The sequence below is a fragment of the Rhizobium sp. YTU87027 genome (genome assembly GCF_050644135.1).
Classification (GTDB): domain Bacteria; phylum Pseudomonadota; class Alphaproteobacteria; order Rhizobiales; family Rhizobiaceae; genus Rhizobium.
Map to the genome: position 1 here is coordinate 237,284 of NZ_CP098442.1, position 17,148 is coordinate 254,431.

Consider the following 17,148-nt stretch of genomic DNA (forward strand, 5'->3'; position numbering starts at 1 on the left):
CTGTTAATACTTAGCGACTCAAATCCACAACATGTCGGGCTCGATCTGTTGACAACGCATCCAAGTAGGGAATGCGCGGCAAACAATAATCGTAAGGCCCCGAGAGTCTTAAAACCCGTTCAATACCCGGAGAGAAGGATGCGTAATATTTCAATGCGGAATAAGCTGGTTCTGTTCATCTGTGGCCTGGCATTCGCGTTGTCCATAACGGCGGCCGGCCTGGTCAAGACCGCCATGGACAATGTCTCAGGTGAGCGGATCGAGGCGTTGAAGAGCCAAGTGGATATTGCCTATTCGATCATGAATCACTTCTACGAAGCCGAGAAATCCGGAGCGTTAAGTCATGAAGCGGCCCTGTCCTCGGCTGCCAACGCAATTGAAGCGATCCGCTTTGAACCAACCGGCTACATATTCGGGTACGACTACAATGGGGTGCGCGTATTGATGCCGGACAAAAAGGACGTCGGGACGAACTTTATTGGCACCAAGGACAAAAACGGGGTCCCCGTCGTCAAAACATTGATAGAGCTTGCTCGCAATGGGGGCGGATCATTGCAGTACTACTGGCCAAAGCCGGGACGTCCTGCCGAGGAACAAGTCGTGAAAACGGCTTATGCGCGGGATTTTGCGCCATGGCAGATCGTGCTGGGGACAGGTACCTATATGGACGATATCGACGGCAAGAACTACCAGATTTACAAGAATGCTGCGATTATTGGCCTATCAGTACTTGCTGTCAGCGTGGCTATTGCAGTTGCTTTGCTGAGAAGCATCACGGTGCCATTTTCGGAGATCCGCAAGGCGCTCGGTGCAATAGCCGCACAGGACATCTCCTATCAAATTCCCTACACTGATCAGCCAAGTGAAATCGGCATGATGGCCACTTCGATCAAGACCCTTCAAGACAGAGTGAGAAGGCGGCTGGAGTTGGAGCGTCGCGATGCCGAGAACAAACTCGCCCTAGAAGCCGAACGGGAGCAGCGATTGCAGCTCGAAGAGGCTGAGCGATCGGTCCAAGCGCATGTTGTTTCCACGATCAGTGGGGCACTGGAAGCATTATCCCGCGGCGACCTTACCGTCAGATGCGCTGATCTAGGCGAGAAATATGCTGCCCTGCGCTTGAACTTCAACACTGCGATAGAGAAACTCGAACTGGCCTTGGCTGTCGTCAACCAGAAAGGCCAGGTCATTTCGATGAGCAAGGATGAAATTTATCGCGCGTCAGCCGATCTTGCACGCCGAAGCGAGCTTCAGGCAGCGAACCTCGAAGAGGCTTCAGCTGCGATTGATGAACTGGCGGTTACCGTCCGGGAAACAGCGCAGGGAGCGCATAGCGCAGCAGCCAAGGTTAGCGCCATCAGCCAGGAAGCTACCCAAAGCGAAGCAATTGTCGTGAAAGCAATCAGCGCGATGGCTGGAATCGAACATTCTGCGAGAGAGATCTCCAATATCATCAGTGTCATCGATGAGATTGCGTTCCAGACCAACCTCCTTGCACTAAACGCTGGCGTCGAAGCCGCTCGAGCAGGTGAGAGCGGTAAGGGCTTCGCAGTTGTTGCCCAGGAAGTGCGCGAGCTGGCACAGCGTTCAGCCTCTGCTGCGAAAGAGATCAAGGATCAAATCTCCAAGTCGACGCTTCAGGTCACCGAAGGTGTGAGCCATGTTGGCAATGCCGGTCAGGCGCTCCAGCGCATATCGAGACAGATAGAAGAAGCCGATGAATTCGTAGCAAGTATCGCCCGTAGCGCCAAAGAACAGGACACGACACTCTCCAGCGTGGCAAGCTCGATCAATGAACTTGACGTGGCAACCCAGAAAAATGCTGCCATGGCGCAGGCATCGACCGAAATTGCAGCGGCTTTGGCAACTGATACCGAAGGCCTGCTCAGCTTGATTGCCAACTTCAAAACCGAAGCCAGCAATCGTGACACTCTTCTTTCTGAGGCTGCGTAACGCGCGAGCGCGTTCGGTGAATGAACTGCTTTTACCGCAAATGAAACTTCACTGCCTTCGACGGCTTCGTGCCGCCGGAGGCAGTGGACCCCCACCGGGGCAACACAGCGCTCAAATTGCGAGGCATTGTTCTGCAAAGCCATAGGAGGTGCAAATGCGTCTTGGAAGTTGTCGGATGAAAAGAGCCAATAGTGACTACCCTTCTCCCTTACGTACCAGTGACGTTGGGTTCACTGTGCCACCTTGTTCTGTCGGTTCGCGATCAGGTCATCCACGACAGCCGGATCTGCGAGCGTCGAGGTATCACCGAGCGCGCCGAAATCATCCTCGGCGATCTTGCGCAGGATACGGCGCATGATCTTGCCGGAACGGGTCTTCGGCAGACCGGGCGCGAACTGGATCTTGTCCGGTGTGGCGATCGGGCCGATTTCCGTACGGACATGCTTCACCAGGTCCGCCCGCAGCGCGTCATTGCCTTCGTGGCCCGACATCAAGGTGACGTAGCAATAGATGCCCTGGCCCTTGATGTTGTGCGGGTAACCCACGACGGCCGCTTCGGAGACGAGGTGGTGCGAGACCAGCGCCGATTCGACTTCGGCCGTGCCCAGGCGGTGACCGGAGACGTTCAGGACGTCGTCCACGCGACCCGTGATCCAGTAGTAGCCGTCTTCGTCGCGGCGGCAGCCGTCACCCGTGAAATACTTGCCCTTGTAGGTGGAGAAGTAGGTCTGCACGAAGCGATCGTGATCGCCATAGACGGAGCGGGCCTGGCCCGGCCAGCTGTCGGTGATGCAGAGGTTTCCGTCGGTCGCGCCTTCCAGCACTTGACCCTCATTGTCCACCAGCTCCGGCTTGACCCCGAAGAAAGGTCGCGTGGCCGAACCGGGTTTCAGCGCGGTCGCACCCGGCAGCGGCGTGATCATGATGCCGCCGGTTTCCGTCTGCCACCAGGTATCGACGACGGGCGACTTCTGCTCGCCGACGACGTTGTAATACCACTCCCAGGCTTCCGGATTGATCGGTTCGCCCACGGAGCCGAGAAGGCGGAGCGACGAACGGTCCGAGCGCTTCACGAACTCGTCGCCGGCACCCATCAGCGAGCGGATCGCGGTCGGTGCGGTGTAGAAGATGTTGACCTTGTGCTTCTCGATCACCTCCCAGAAGCGGCCCTGATCCGGGAAGGTCGGGATACCCTCGAACATCAGCGTCGTGGCGCAGTTCGAAAGCGGCCCGTAGACGATGTAGGAGTGACCGGTCACCCAGCCCACATCGGCCGTGCACCAGTAGATGTCACCATCGTGATAGTCGAAGACATATTCGTGCGTCATTGAGGCATAGACGAGATAGCCGCCGGTCGTGTGCATGACGCCCTTCGGCTTGCCTGTCGAACCCGAGGTGTAGAGGATAAACAGCGGATCTTCCGCCTTCATCTTCACCGGCGGGCATTCGGCCTTGACCGTGTGCACTTCCTGATGGTGCCAGATATCGCGGCCCGGTGCCCAGCCGATCTTGCCGCCGGTGCGGCGCACGACCAGGACCTTGTTGACGATCACATACTGCTTGGCGGCGATTTCGATCGCGATATCGGTGTTTTCCTTGAGCGGAACCGGTTTGCCGCCACGAACACCTTCGTCGCAGGTAATGACGAAGGTCGATTCACAGTCGACGATGCGACCTGCGAGGGCTTCTGGCGAGAAGCCGCCGAAGACCACCGAATGCACCGCGCCGATGCGGGCGCAGGCGAGCATGGCATAAGCCGCTTCCGGGATCATTGGCATGTAGATGGTGACGCGGTCACCCTTCTTCACGCCGTGCTTCTTGAGGACGTTCGCCATGCGGCAAACGTGCTCGTAGAGCTCGTTATAGGTGATCTTCTTGTCGATATAGGGGTTGTCGCCTTCCCAGATGATGGCGGTGCGTTCGCCATGCGTCTTCAGGTGACGATCGATGCAGTTGTAGGAGACGTTGGTCAGGCCGTCCTCGAACCACTTGATCGGGACCTTGCCCTTGAAGGACGTGTTCTTGACCTTCGTATAGGGCTTGAACCAGTCGATCCGCTTGCCGTGCTTGCCCCAGAACTTCTCGGGATCCTCGATGCTCTCCTGATACCACTTCTGGTACTTCTCGTCATCGATCAGGGCACGAACTTTTGCCGATTTCAGCACCGGATAGGTTTTGGCTGACATGAACTCCTCCTCATAAATTAGCGATTTTCCTGAAGCATCAGGCACTTCATTGGAGGGTGAATCTCAGGAGCCCCCTGCAGCTTGCTTTTTGTGGTCGCTGCACGAGACCGCCGCAGGATGTCCTCGCAGATATTCAAGCATTTCAGGGCCCGCGGCTGCACCGGCCAGAGCTCAACTCGTGGTCCGCCTAATTTGTGAGTTGATCAGACTCTTTTGACGGGGCGTTCCGCGGACCCCTAAGAGAAGTCCGGGCGAGTTGCCCGGACTTCGTCTACGTCGATCTGTTGGCGGCTCAGGAAACCAGGCGACTTGACAGTCGACTTGCCGAGTGAACCACTTCGCCGCGTCAGCTGTTCAGATCGCGGCCTCGCGTTTCAGGCAGGAGAAGCGCACCGATCACGGCCGTCAGTCCGGCAAACGCGACGGTGTACCAAAGTCCACCGAAGATGTTGCCGGTGGCGATCACCACCGCCGTCGCGACAAAGGGAGCGAATCCCCCGATCCAGCCGTTCCCGAGCTGCAAGGCGACGGAAACACCACTATAGCGGATACGGACAGGGAAGAGCTCCACAAGAAGCGCTCCGAGAGGGCCGTACACCATCGTGGCCAGGAACACGAGGCAGAACAAGATGCCGATCACTGCGGGTCCGTTCGGTTGAACGGGTGCTTTCGGATCAGGCAAGCCAGTTGCAGTCAAAGCCGCGAGCAGTTCGGCTTCGTTATACGGCTTCGCCTCGCCGCCGTTGACTTGAACCCGCAGGGGTTCTGCGTCGGTCTTGACCGTGTAGGGGACCGCCCGGGCTGTCAGAAGCGCCTTCGCCTTCTGGCAATCAGTCGTCGCCTGGGGACTGAACAATTGCCCGATGAATGACTGATCGTGGTCGCAGTCGTTTCCAACGAGCGTGACCGACGTCTTTGCACGGAACTCGGCAAGGGTGGGGTTGCCGTAGGTCCCCAGCGCCTGGAAGAGTGGCATGATCAGGAACGCCGACAGTGCGCAACCTGTCACGACAATCCATTTGCGTCCGATTTGATCGGAAAGCCAGCCGAAGAACAGGAAAAAGGGCGTACCGAGCGTCAGCGCGATCAGGAGGTAAAAGTTGGCCTGATCATGCGTCATCTTCAGCGTCGTCGTCATGAAGTAGAGGCTGTAGAAATGGCCCGTGTACCAGATCACAGCCTGGCCTGCGACGACACCAAAGATCGCAACCATAATCAGCCGAAGATTCCGGCTATCACCGAGGGTCTCGGCGATCGGATTCTTCGAGCCCTTACCCTGTGCCTTCATCTCTTGGAACACAGGCGACTCATGCAACTTCAGTCGGATGTAGAGCGAAAGAACCAGAAGCACGATCGAGCCGACGAAAGGCAAGCGCCAGCCCCAGCTTGCAAAGGCTTCGGGCGACATCGAGCTGCGGCACAGCACAATCACGAGCAACGACAGGAAGAGACCGAGCGTCGCCGTGATCTGGATCCAGCTGGTCGTTAAACCACGTTGATTGTGATCGGCGTGCTCGGCAACATAGGTCACGGCGCCGCCGAACTCGCCACCCACAGCCAATCCCTGGAGAAGACGCAAGGCCACCAGCAATGCAGGGGCAGCCCAGCCAATCGATTCGTAGGTCGGCAAGAGACCAATTGCAGCCGTTGCAAGGCCCATGACCAGCATGGTGACGAGGAAGGTCTTTTTCCGGCCGACGAGGTCGCCTAGCCGTCCAAAGACGACCGCGCCGAAGGGCCGAAGGACAAAGCCGGCGCCAAAGGTCGCAAGTGCCGCAAGAAGTGCCGCGGTCTCGTTACCCTTGGGGAAGAACAGCGTACTGAAGAATGCGGCAAGCGACCCATAGATGAAGAAGTCGTACCACTCGAAAACGGTCCCGAGCGCAGCAGCGAAGACCGTGCGTTTTGTGTTCCGGTCGAGGCCCTCGGCCTTTGCTACGGTTCCAGACGAAAGTTCATGAACAGACATTTCGAGCCCTCCCCTAGATGGCATGTTGCGAGAGGCCTTGGCCGCTCGTCTGAGAAACCGGATCTTCACAGGCCCGCAGAAATGCTGCCAGCATTTCATTGAATTTGTGAGGCTGCTCGAGCATCGGGAAGTGTCCCGCATTCTCGACCACCTCCAGCCTGCTGTCCGGTATGCCCTCAGCCAGGATTACCGACTCCGCCGGCGGCGTGATGATATCCTCGTTTCCGACGACCACCAGGGTCGGGACCCTGATGTCGCCAAGACGCGAACGACTGTCGGATGCATTTAGTGACGCGATCGCTTCGCGCGCCACGAAATCGGGGGTCTGTGCGACCTCCTGCCTGGCAAAGTTCAGGAGTTCCTGACTGGCCGCGCTGCCGAACGACCGATCAATGACGTTCTGGCTGGCCTGGACAACGCCGAGGTCGTCAATCGCCTTCAGAACATTATCGACATTGACGTCCTCTCCAAGTCCATGCGGCGTCGCTCCGACGAGCACCAACGCCTGTACGCGCTCCGGATGCGCCAGCGTAAAGCTCTGTGCGATGGTTCCGCCCATCGAGAGGCCGACAAGGACGGCCTGGCGGATGTCGAGCTTGCTGAAGACTTGGAGCACGTCGTTTGCGAAGGCGTCGATGGTATAGCTGCGACCGGCAGGTCTTGGCGACACGCCGTGCCCCGGCAGGTTGATACGGATGACTTTGTAGCGGGATGAGAAGGCCTCGACCTGCCCGCGCCAGAATTCCGCGGTCGTCGTAAATCCGTGCACGAAGACGAGCGGTTGGCCCGCGCCCGACACCCGGACGATCGTATCGCCTATCTCTATTGTTTCTGTATGCATGATATCTGCTCCCCTTTCGGTTTTTACGCCAAGGAGCATCGCAAGCCATGGGCCAGTTCCACGTATGCCAGTCTTGCTCAATCTAACACCCTCAAGACAAACGATTATTGGGAATGGAAGGTGGATTCCCACTGTCTTGCTGACCAGGTGAGCTCCATCTCTTTGTCTCGTTTGCGGCACAAAAATTCTCGCATCTGAGACAAAACCCGCTAACATGCGATTTGCGATATCTCAGTAGTAGTCAGGCAGCTGATATGACCCTTCCCGAATGGCTAGCAGGTTCTTCCGAGGAAGCCGGATTCCTCCGGCTTGTCCTCGATCACGTTTCCGATTGCCTTGTCGCCGTCGACACGGAAGGAACGATCGTCCTGATCAACGACCCCTATTGCCGCCTCCTTGGCGGTGAGGCCGAGGAATTTCTCGGGCGGCACATCACCGATGTGGTGGGGCCGCAAACTAGACTTCATTTCGTCGCGCGGGGTATTGGCACTCATATTGGTTATCCGCTCGAAGTGCGCGGCCATAAGCTGGTGACGAAGCAGGTCCCTGTGCACAAGGACGGAAGGATCATCGGCGCCGTGGGTCTGGCGCTGTTCTCCGACTACGATGCCCTGAAAAAAACCTACGGCCGGATTTCGAAGGCGGAACTCGCCATTCCTTCGAAGCCGAAAGCTTGGCAGTCGAAGTTCGGTCTCGACGATGTCATCGGGACTGATCCGTTGATGGAAGCGCATCGCGACGCACTTAAACTGGCGGCCGCGTATGATCTGCCGGTTCTCATCTGCGGTGAGACAGGCACCGGCAAGGAACTGGCCGCGCAGGCAATCCATTCCTTGTCGGACCGCTCTACCGGGCCATTCGTGTGGGTCAACTGCGCATCCATTCCCAGCGAACTTATCGAAGCAGAGCTTTTCGGCTATGAGGGCGGGGCTTTCACGGGTGCGCGCAGCCAAGGTAAACCTGGCAAGTTCGAACTGGCGACTGGCGGCGTGCTCTTCCTTGACGAGATTGGCGACATGCCGCTGGCCCTGCAGGGCAGTCTTCTGCGCGTGCTCCAGACCGGCGAGATCGTCCGCGTCGGCGGCACCAACCCGGTCGGCATCGATCTTCGCATCATCTGCGCTACCAACAAGCCACTCGTCGAACTGGTGCAGACAGGGCGTTTTCGCGAGGACCTCTATCACCGGCTCAACGTTCTGCCGATCGAGGTCCCGGTCCTGAGAGAAAGGGGCGATCTGGCTCATCTTGCCGAACACCTCCTTGCACGCATCGCCACGCGGCTGTCCGTCCCGGCGCCAGTATTGACAGCTGAGGATCATGAGCGGCTTGTCGCTCATACGTGGCCGGGTAACGTCCGGGAACTGGAGAATGCCCTCACGCGCATGATCGTGACGGGGCATCTATCCACTGCATCGCTCGATAGTCGTCGCCCGTCACCCTCTGCGAATGCGAAGAGCGACTTGAAGAGTCGCATGAAATCCGAAGCCCATGCAGCCCTGCGCGCCGCCCTCCAGCAGGCCGGAGGCAACAAGCAACGTGCAGCCGAGATGCTCGGCATCAGCCGGGCGCAACTCTATCGGCTGTTGAAAGAACAAGGCCCCGCCTAGCAAGGAGCGCTTTAGTCGCGAAAGGCTTAAGCCGCCGAATGCGATATTGAGCCTGAGGTCCGGCTGGTCGGAACCAGGTTATGCAAATTCGAGCGCCGTCAGAAGATCTTCAACGAGATCTTCGGCGTCCTCGAGACCGACCGAGCATCGAATTGCGTCCTCGCCGAGGTTGACGCAGAACTGGCTGCCGACAAGGGACAGATGACGGGCACCGGTGAGCCGAGCTGAGCCACAAATGAAACTACCAACCTCCGCCAGATCTCCGCCTGACTTGATCAGGCTCAGTCTCTTGATCATTGCCGTGGCGCCCTCCGGGCCTGTCTCAAGCGCAAAGGCGAGCATCCCGGAGCCGCCCGACATCTGACGGCGCGCAATTTCATGATCGGGATGTGACGTGAGGAAAGGATATCTCACCCAGGCAACCGAGGGATGGGCCTCCAGTGTCAGAGCAAGGACGTGCGCGGTGTTGCAATGCTGATTCATTCTGAGCGCCAGAGTACTGAGCCCGCGCAGGATCAGGAACGCAGCTTGCGGCGAGATGGTGGTGTCATGGCGCTCGCGCAGGCTTTCGTGGCGCAATTTTCGAATATCCGCCGCCGTCCCAAGTAATGCGCCGCCGACCGTATCACCGTGCCCGTTCATGTATTTCGACAGCGAGTGCAGCACGATGTCCGCCCCATGTTCAAGCGGCCTTTGAAGGGCCGGCGTTGCAAATGTGCTATCAACTGCCACCTTGAGGCCGAACGCGTGAGCGTGTTCAGAAATGGCCGAGACATCCAGAACGCTGTTCAAAGGATTGGTGGGCGTATCGAAATACACCAATCTTGTCCGTTCGGTTATCGAACGGCCGATCACGTCCGGCTCCGAAAGATCCACCGCGACAAGCCTTGCGCCGACCGCCGAAACAATCTCCAGCATTAGGTACGCTGTGTCGGTGCAGACCGGCCTGTGAACAATAATCTCGTCTCCGGCAGCAAGAAATGACCGGGCAAGCGTGCGAAAGGCAACCAGACCTGAGGAGAGGACAAGACCGGCCTCCGCCCCTTCAAGACGGGCAAGCTTGTGCTCGAGCAGCCATGTCGCCGACCGATCCCCGTCCGCCCCGCCTGGCTGGACAAGGGTGGTCCGACCGCAGACAGAAGCCGATGGTCTACTCCGAAGGGAGGCAATCGCAGTAGACGGGAACGGCTCATGTATGGAGCGGGTCGAAAAGCCGAGATCATTGACGTCAGGCGAGGCCTTGGCCGAAACTGGCTGATTTGTCGTTATCTTGCTGCTCATCTGCGCCCCGATCGTCGATCGCTAAAGACCCGTCCTCACCCGAGGTCGCTGCAGTTCCGCCACAGCCATTACGAACCGTAGTTCATCGTTTCCACAATTCATGTAGGCGTGCTTGTCTTCGGTTCGCGCCAGAACGGATGAACCCGCGTGAACCAAGTGCTCGCTGTCTGCAAACTTCAGGGTGAGCTCACCCGTTTCGACGTTAATGAGCTCGAGTGTGCCGGGCGAATGGCCGGGAGATTCAAATATCTCGCCCGGGAAAAGCGTCCAGCGCCACAGCTCGATCTCGTCCGGCCCGTTGGTTCCAACGAGAAGTGTTGCGCTTCCGCCCTTCGGACCGTGCCACAGGGTCGATGCGTCCTGTGCCGGGACTATGCGAACAGGAACACTCGACGCCACCCCGACGAAATCCGCAACCGACACGCCCAAGGCGGTAGCGGCCCGGCACAGTGTGGCGATGCTCGGATTGGCTGTTCCCTTCTCGATCTCGACCAGCATGCCCTTGCTCACGCCGGACTTCCGGGACAGTTCGTCCAGCGTCAGGCCGCTCTGGCGCCTGAAGGTTTTCAGGTTCTGGGAGACGGTTGCGCTGACGCGCTCGACATCGGCGACCGTGTCGGTCGATATATTGACTTTCTTTTCCATGGTCGGTATTATAGACTAAATTGGTCAATGGGAGCTAGAGGGCATGTTGGATTTTCCGCTCATCGACAGGTCTGTCGCAGAAATAGCGCCGGATTTCCGTGCGATCAGCATCTTGGTTGATGCCAGCGATCCGACCCGCGGGCCAATGGCGCGCGACGTGCTTGGGGAAGCCTGTGATTTCGTCCGCGCCGGTGGACCACAATGGGGCGACGCCCATCTTGCCAGTTGGGCGGACGTCTATAGCCGTTTCGGGGCCAAACCCAACCGGACGCCGTGCTCTGCACAGGCGCTGAAGAAGCGGGTTGAAAAGGACGGTCGCCTACCCACCATTAATCCGTTGGTCGACCTCTACAATGCCGTCAGCCTGCGTTTTGCCGTGCCCGTCGGGGGCGAGAATTTTGATGCCTATGTCGGCAAGCCGCGGCTGGCGATTGCCGACGGTACGGAAGCGTTCGACACGGTCGCGAATGGCGAGGCAATCGTCGAACATCCGTCCGTTGGTGAGGTGATCTGGCGCGACGATATCGGCGTGACATGCCGCCGGTGGAATTGGCGACAGGGAACGCGCACGCGCCTGGATTCAATCGGTGGTCGAATGTGGTTCATCCTGGAGAGCCTCGAAACGATGCCAGAGGAGGCACTTGAGGCGGCCGCCGACATGCTGGTCAGTGGTCTTCGGCAACTGGCGCCGGGGTGCGACGTCTATAGGCAGAACCTTCTCCCAACATAGCTGGCGCCTACGGAGCAAGTGGCGAAAGTCAAGATATTGACCGGTGGCCGCTGGCTGGGGGTGGAAAGCAGCTGACAACCGGCGTCACTCGCCACACGGAAGAAAAATTGCGTCGCGGCGTCGCGGCGGCGGCGAAGCTTTGCCCGGAGGAGCGGGCACTCGTCGCATCGTAAAGGAGGAACAATGCGCACTGAGAAACACCCGCCCGCTCTGGTCGTGAGTGATGTTCACAAGAGCTATGGAGCCCACAAGGTCCTGAAGGGCATTTCCCTGTCGGCCGAGAAGGGCGATGTCGTCTCGATTATTGGATCGTCAGGTTCGGGCAAAAGCACCTTCCTGCGCTGCATCAACTTCCTTGAGATTCCGGATTGTGGTTCCCTCCGCATCAATGGCGAAGAAGTCGCGTTGCGAAGTGGGCGCGGCGGAAAATCGCAACCCGCCAACTGGCGCCAAATCGAAAGGCTGAGAACCGGCCTGGGCATGGTCTTCCAGAGCTTCAACCTCTGGCAGCACATGACCATCCTTCAGAACGTCATCGAAGCGCCGGTACATGTGCTCGGGGTCGAGCGGGCCATAGCCATCGAGAAGGCCGAAGCACTGCTGGCCAAGGTCGGTCTTTACGACAAAAAGGACGCCTACCCCGCCTTCCTGTCAGGCGGACAACAGCAGCGCGCGTCCATCGCTCGTGCACTCTGCGTTGATCCCGCTGTCATGCTGTTTGATGAGCCGACATCGGCTCTTGATCCCGAGCTTGTCGGGGAGGTGCTGAAGGTCATCCGCGGCCTCGCCGAGGAGGGCCGCACCATGATCATGGTTACCCACGAGATGAAGTTCGCTCGGGATGTCTCGACACGCGTCATGTTTCTGCACCAAGGCCAGGTTGAGGAGGAAGGTTCCCCCGCACAGGTCTTCGGCGCGCCCACGAGCGCTCGCTGCAAAGAATTCGTTGCAGCCGGTTCGCACTGACCAATCAATCTTTTCAACAGCAAAAAGGGGAATGCAAATGAAGCATCTGGGAAAAGCTCTGGCCATCGGCATGATCATGATGGCGGCAAATGCGCACGCCGACATCCGCTTTGGCATCGTCAACGAGGCCTATCCGCCTTACACGACCAAGGACGCCTCCGGCAAGGCGATCGGCTGGGAGATCGACCTGATGGACGCCGTCTGTGAGGAGCTGAAGGAAAAATGCGCGATCGTCGACGTTGCCTGGGATGGCCTCATTCCGGCGCTGGAAAGCAAGAAGATCGACGTGATCTGGTCCTCCATGTCGATCACCGACGAGCGCAAGAAGCGGATCGACTTCACCGACAAGTACTATTCAGCGCTGGCGGGGATGATCGGCCCGAAGGACGGCGCCATGGGGGTTGCGGCCAAGGAGCTGAAGGACAAGACGGTGGGCATTGCCGTCTCGACCACCCAATCCGCCTATTTCAAGAAACACTTCGCCGACGTCGCGAGCGAGAAGAGCTATGCGACGGTCGATGAGTCCTTCCAGGACCTTGCCTCCGGACGCATCGACTACGTCTTTGCCGACACCGGCCCGCTCAAGGAATTCCTGAAAACAGACCTCGGAGAAGAGTGCTGCGAGTATAAGGGCAATGTCGAGCCGGACGACACCATCCTCGGCGCGGGGGTCGGCGGTGGTGTGCGCAAGGGCGACGACGCGCTGCGCGAAAGACTGAACGCCGCCATCAAGGCCGTCAGGGACAGCGGCAAGTATGCCGAATTCAGCAAGAAGTACTTCGACTACGACCCCTATTGAGACCAAGGCGGTTGCGGATCGCCACACAGCTGTGCGGCGATCCCTGCCTTGACTGGAAGGCTTCCCATGAACCCCACACATTCAGCGCTGGATCTTCTGTCCATCGCGCCTCCCGGCTGGGGAGGCGTGCTCCTTGCGGGTGCCCTGGCCACTGTCCTGATCTCGTCCGGAGCATATCTGGTCGGGATGCTAATCGGACTGTTCGGCGCGCTCGGAAAACTGAGTGGGTTTCGGCCGCTCCAACTCCTGCTTAATGCCTATACCACGATCATTCGTGCCGTACCCGAGCTGATACTGATCGTTGCCCTCTATTACGCCGGAACAGACGGCGTGAACCGTATCCTTGCCTGGGCGGGACTGGGACCTATCGAAATCAACGGTCTTGTCGCGGCTATTGCGGTCCTTGGCTTTGTGCAGGGTGCCTACATGACAGAGGTGCTGCGCGGCGCAATCCTTGCAATCCCTGTCGGGCAACTGGAAGCCGCGAAAGCGTTCGGAATGCGTCCGGCGTTGCGCTTCCGCAGGATCGTCTTGCCAGGCCTCATCCCGAACGCGCTGCCGGGCTTTGCCAATCTCTGGATGTCGGTCATCAAGGACAGTGCATTGATCGCCGTCGTTGGTTACCAGGAACTGGCGCTTGCCGCGCGCGTCGCAGCAAGCAACACCAAGGAATACATGGTGTTCTTTCTAGCTGCTGCGGTGCTCTACCTCGTCATCACCATAGTCTCGAACATGCTCTTCGCTGCGCTGGAAGCCTACTTCCGTCGCGGACAAAGACCGAATGCGTAAGGGAAGCGGACATGGATTTCAGCTGGATTTTCCCCTACCGCGATCTCATTCTGCAAGGTGCTTTCCTCACCTGCCTGCTGCTTGTGATCTCGGTGACCTGCGGCTTTGGCCTGGCGATCTTCCTTGCGATTGCCCAGGTGGGCAAGAGCCCCGGCGCACGCTGGGTTGCGAAGGGATACTGCACGTTCTTCCGCGGCACACCGCTTCTGATTCAGCTCTGGCTCATTTACTACGGCCTGGGCACGTATCTGCCTTACGTACCGGGACTGAGAACAAGTTTCCTGTGGCCGATATTGCGAGAAGGCCTGTTCTTCGCCGCCTTTGCTTTGACGCTGAATTTTGCAGCCTATCAAGGTGAGATCCTCAGAGGCGCCATGTTGGCGGTTCCGAAGGGTGAACTAGAGGCTGCTCGCGCCGTTGGCATGTCGCCCGCCATGATCCTGCGCCGGATCTGGCTTCCCCGTGCAATCCGCATCGGCTTGCCCACCTTTGCCGGAGAAGTGGTCCTTCAGCTCAAGGCCACACCGATCGTGTTTTCGGTGACGGTCATGGACCTCTATGGCGCCGCCTACAAGATCCGCCAGGACACGCTGCTCGTCTATGAACCGCTGCTCCTCGTCACCCTCTTCTATGTCGGTCTGACCTTTCTCATCACCCAGGCCTTCCAGAAGCTCGAAAATGCTGTGCCGACGCGCCGCTAGCGCGGCCCCTAAACCCCGAACAACCAGAGACCCACGACATGTCCAGACCAGACAAACACGAGCTTTCGACGCTCTCCTTCAACACGCTTTCGGTGCATGGCGGCAACGAGATCGACAAGACCTCCGGCGCGATCCGCACACCGATCGTCATGGCCAATTCCTATCTTCTGCCCTACGACCCCTCGACCATGGACTGGTCGGACACGGAGGCGCCTTCCTATACACGCAATTCCGGTCATAACCAGATCTGCCTGCAGCGCAAGCTGGCGGCCATGGAAGGTGGAGAGGACGCAGCCGTCTTCGCAACCGGTGTAGCTGCCCTCCACGCCGTGTTCTTCACCTTCCTGAAAAGCGGCGATCATGTGATCGTCGGCGATGTCACGTATGAAGCCGTCTGGCGGCTCTTCGCCGAGCTCTTGCCTCAGCGCTACAAGATTGAGGCAACCTTCGTCGATATGGGCGACATGGAGGCAGTCAGAGCTGCCGTCCGGCCCAACACGAAGCTTATCCATACGGAAACGATCGCCAATCCGACGACGAAGGTTGCCGACATCGCGACACTGGTCTCCATAGCCAGGAAGGCTGGCGCGCTTCTGTCGGTCGACTCCACCTTTACGCCTCCCCCATTTTTCCGGCCGCTGGCGCTCGGCGCCGATCTCGTCATCCACTCCCTGACCAAGTACATCAATGGCCATGGTGATGCGATGGGCGGTGTGGTGGTCGGTTCCAAGGAACTCATCCATCATGTCAAGGCGGACGCCCTTGTCGATCTCGGCGGAACAATCTCCCCCTTCAATGCCTGGCTGATTACCCGCGGCTCGGTCACGCTTCCATTGCGCCTCAAACAGCAGTTCGCCACCGCACAGGTCGTTGCGAATTCCCTTGCTGGCGACGAGCGGGTTGCCTACGTCACTTATCCCGGGCTCGAAAGCCACGACCAGCACCAACTGGCAAAGGCTCAATTTGCAGGCAAGGGTTATGGCGGCGTCATGGCCTTCGCGGTCGAGGGGGACCCGGACGCCCAAAACCGCTTCGTTTCCAATCTGAAGGTGATCACCTCGGCGGTCTCGCTCGGCCACGACGAGACCCTGATCGTGCACGTCGGGGGAAGCGGCCGCGGAGGCGCCGAACGCTATCCGCTGAATTTCCAGAAATATGGACATCTGCGTCTTTCCATCGGCCTGGAGGATCCCGAGGATCTCATCGCCGATATCAATAACGCTCTCGACGAGACCTTCGACCGGTCCTGAAGACGCGAGTTCCGACGCCAGGTGCAGCGGGAAGCCCTCTCGTCGGGATCTTCCCGCTATGTCAGCGACGTTCTCAAGGAAAACACACTATGCATTGGATTATTCTGCTCATCGCCGGGCTGCTCGAAGTGGTCTGGGCCTTCTATATGAAAAAGTCCGAAGGCTTCACACTGCTTGTTCCGTCGGCAATCACGGTCGTCGCAATGATTGCAAGTGGTGTGCTGCTTTCATTCTCGATGCGCGTTCTTCCGCTTGGCACGGCCTACACTGTCTGGACTGGCATTGGAGCCGTCGGGTCGTTCCTGCTTGGCGTCCTGGTCTTGAACGAGCCAGCTGCCCCAATGCGCATTCTCGCCGGCGCCATGATACTCTCCGGTCTTCTGATGATGAAGCTGTCGAACGCCGGATGAAAGAAGGTTAGCGACGGTCATTCGCGCGCTCCGGTGGCAGCAATTTTGCGCGCCAAGCCCAGACAAGAACAAACTTCGCCAACCGTCACATGCAGACTGGACTCGAGCCATGATAGACTACCAGGCAGTCAAGGCCGTCGTTTCTGTCATCAGATTGGGCAGTTTCGACAGAGCTGCTCGCGAACTGAAGGTTACGCAATCAGCTGTGTCGCAGCGGGTCAAGCAGTTGGAACAACGCCTCGGCGTCGCGCTGATCGTCAGAGGAAGCCCGTGTTCCGCCACCACGGCGGGTGCTCAGCTCGTCTACCATTTCGAGCGCGTCGAACTGCTCGAGCGCCAATTGGCCTCCAGAATGCCCGGTCTCATCGGTCCTGGCTCACTGCCTGAACGCATGACCATCAGGATTGCCGCCAATCCGGAATGGCTCGGGAGCTGGATCCTGGATGCCGTCTCCGACTTCGTACGATCCGCACCGTTTCTCGTCGACCTGGTTCTGAATGAAACCATTCGGACGCTAGAAAGGCTGCGAGCCGGCGAGGTTGTCGCTGCGGTCACCTTAGGCGAGGAACTGCTTGAGGATCACGACAGCCGTTCGTTGGGCAGCCTTCGCTTGGTAGCCGTGGCAACCCCGGGCTATAGCAGCCGCCATTTTCCACAAGGGGCAAGCGCCGAGGCGATGGCCAAAGCGCCTGGTCTGGCCATGGGGTCGACGGACCCCTTTCCGAAGCGATGGGTCAAAGTTGCGCTCGGCGATGATGTCGAGTTTCCGGTGCATCGGCTGCCCTCGCGCGCAAGCATCTTCGATGCAGCCCTCGCAGGCATCGGATGGGGCGTTGTCCCGGCTCACCTTGCTGCGGCCCATCTCAGGTCCGGCACTCTGACAGAATTGATCAAAGGGACAGGTGTCGACTTGCCGGTGCGATGGCAGGTTCATCGCGTAGCAGTCCACCAGCTGGAGGGGCTGACCGCGGCCATCGTTCGTCTTGCGCAGCAAAGCCTTGAACTCGATGGAATTTCATAG

16 protein-coding genes are annotated in these 17,148 nt (G+C 58.8%); 11 read left to right on the forward strand and 5 right to left on the reverse strand.

The features are described 5' to 3' along the window. Positions 1–138: 138 nt before the first annotated feature. Positions 139–1,953 carry a methyl-accepting chemotaxis protein gene (locus tag NBG89_RS29840; RefSeq protein ID WP_416068758.1) on the forward strand — a complete coding sequence of 605 codons (1,815 nt, stop codon included), beginning with the start codon at positions 139–141 and terminating at the stop codon, positions 1,951–1,953. 230 nt (positions 1,954–2,183) lie between these two features. On the opposite strand, the gene acs is transcribed toward NBG89_RS29840, so the two are convergent. The 3 genes from acs to NBG89_RS29855 all read right to left on the reverse strand — a co-directional run bounded on the left by acs (position 2,184) and on the right by NBG89_RS29855 (position 6,949). Then, on the reverse strand, positions 2,184–4,139 hold the full coding sequence (gene acs, locus NBG89_RS29845) for an acetate--CoA ligase (protein ID WP_416068757.1): 1,956 nt from the start codon (positions 4,137–4,139) through the stop codon (positions 2,184–2,186). A 346-nt stretch (positions 4,140–4,485) separates the two neighbouring features. Then, positions 4,486–6,108 (reverse strand): MFS transporter, encoded by a 1,623-nt coding sequence (locus NBG89_RS29850; protein WP_416068776.1) that lies wholly within the window; start codon positions 6,106–6,108, stop codon positions 4,486–4,488. Between the two features lie 13 nt (positions 6,109–6,121). Next, positions 6,122–6,949 carry an alpha/beta fold hydrolase gene (locus tag NBG89_RS29855; RefSeq protein ID WP_416068756.1) on the reverse strand — a complete coding sequence of 276 codons (828 nt, stop codon included), beginning with the start codon at positions 6,947–6,949 and terminating at the stop codon, positions 6,122–6,124. 254 nt (positions 6,950–7,203) lie between these two features. Between NBG89_RS29855 and NBG89_RS29860 the strand changes: the two genes are divergently transcribed. Continuing rightward, positions 7,204–8,556 (forward strand): sigma-54 interaction domain-containing protein, encoded by a 1,353-nt coding sequence (locus tag NBG89_RS29860; RefSeq protein WP_416068755.1) that lies wholly within the window; start codon positions 7,204–7,206, stop codon positions 8,554–8,556. A 78-nt stretch (positions 8,557–8,634) separates the two neighbouring features. On the opposite strand, the gene NBG89_RS29865 is transcribed toward NBG89_RS29860, so the two are convergent. After that, positions 8,635–9,837, reverse strand: a complete 1,203-nt coding sequence (locus NBG89_RS29865) for a trans-sulfuration enzyme family protein (protein WP_431324615.1) — start codon at positions 9,835–9,837, stop codon at positions 8,635–8,637. Between NBG89_RS29865 and NBG89_RS29870 the strand changes: the two genes are divergently transcribed. Beyond that, positions 9,778–9,918: a hypothetical protein gene (locus NBG89_RS29870; RefSeq protein WP_431324664.1), complete on the forward strand. Its 141-nt coding sequence runs from the start codon at positions 9,778–9,780 to the stop codon at positions 9,916–9,918. The two genes, NBG89_RS29865 and NBG89_RS29870, sit on opposite strands and share 60 nt — an antisense overlap. On the opposite strand, the gene NBG89_RS29875 is transcribed toward NBG89_RS29870, so the two are convergent. Further along, positions 9,859–10,482, reverse strand: a complete 624-nt coding sequence (locus NBG89_RS29875; RefSeq protein WP_077981883.1) for a helix-turn-helix domain-containing protein — start codon at positions 10,480–10,482, stop codon at positions 9,859–9,861. The two genes, NBG89_RS29870 and NBG89_RS29875, sit on opposite strands and share 60 nt — an antisense overlap. A gap of 43 nt (positions 10,483–10,525) precedes the next feature. Between NBG89_RS29875 and NBG89_RS29880 the strand changes: the two genes are divergently transcribed. The 8 genes from NBG89_RS29880 to NBG89_RS29915 all read left to right on the forward strand — a co-directional run bounded on the left by NBG89_RS29880 (position 10,526) and on the right by NBG89_RS29915 (position 17,148). Next, the gene (locus tag NBG89_RS29880; protein ID WP_416068753.1) at positions 10,526–11,212 is read left to right on the forward strand and encodes a B3/B4 domain-containing protein; all 687 of its coding nucleotides are present in this window, start codon (positions 10,526–10,528) and stop codon (positions 11,210–11,212) included. A 183-nt stretch (positions 11,213–11,395) separates the two neighbouring features. Then, positions 11,396–12,178, forward strand: a complete 783-nt coding sequence (locus tag NBG89_RS29885) for an ABC transporter ATP-binding protein (RefSeq protein WP_416068752.1) — start codon at positions 11,396–11,398, stop codon at positions 12,176–12,178. A gap of 37 nt (positions 12,179–12,215) precedes the next feature. Then, complete coding sequence (locus NBG89_RS29890; protein WP_416068751.1) at positions 12,216–12,977, forward strand: transporter substrate-binding domain-containing protein; 762 nt, start codon at positions 12,216–12,218, stop codon at positions 12,975–12,977. Between the two features lie 66 nt (positions 12,978–13,043). After that, positions 13,044–13,766, forward strand: coding sequence for an ABC transporter permease (locus NBG89_RS29895; RefSeq protein ID WP_431324616.1), 723 nt, complete (start codon positions 13,044–13,046; stop codon positions 13,764–13,766). An 11-nt stretch (positions 13,767–13,777) separates the two neighbouring features. Then, on the forward strand, positions 13,778–14,467 hold the full coding sequence (locus tag NBG89_RS29900) for an ABC transporter permease (protein ID WP_416068749.1): 690 nt from the start codon (positions 13,778–13,780) through the stop codon (positions 14,465–14,467). 38 nt (positions 14,468–14,505) lie between these two features. After that, complete coding sequence (locus tag NBG89_RS29905; protein ID WP_416068748.1) at positions 14,506–15,717, forward strand: trans-sulfuration enzyme family protein; 1,212 nt, start codon at positions 14,506–14,508, stop codon at positions 15,715–15,717. An 89-nt stretch (positions 15,718–15,806) separates the two neighbouring features. Further along, positions 15,807–16,127, forward strand: a complete 321-nt coding sequence (locus NBG89_RS29910) for a DMT family transporter (protein WP_416068747.1) — start codon at positions 15,807–15,809, stop codon at positions 16,125–16,127. A gap of 109 nt (positions 16,128–16,236) precedes the next feature. Beyond that, positions 16,237–17,148, forward strand: coding sequence for an ArgP/LysG family DNA-binding transcriptional regulator (locus NBG89_RS29915; RefSeq protein WP_431324617.1), 912 nt, complete (start codon positions 16,237–16,239; stop codon positions 17,146–17,148).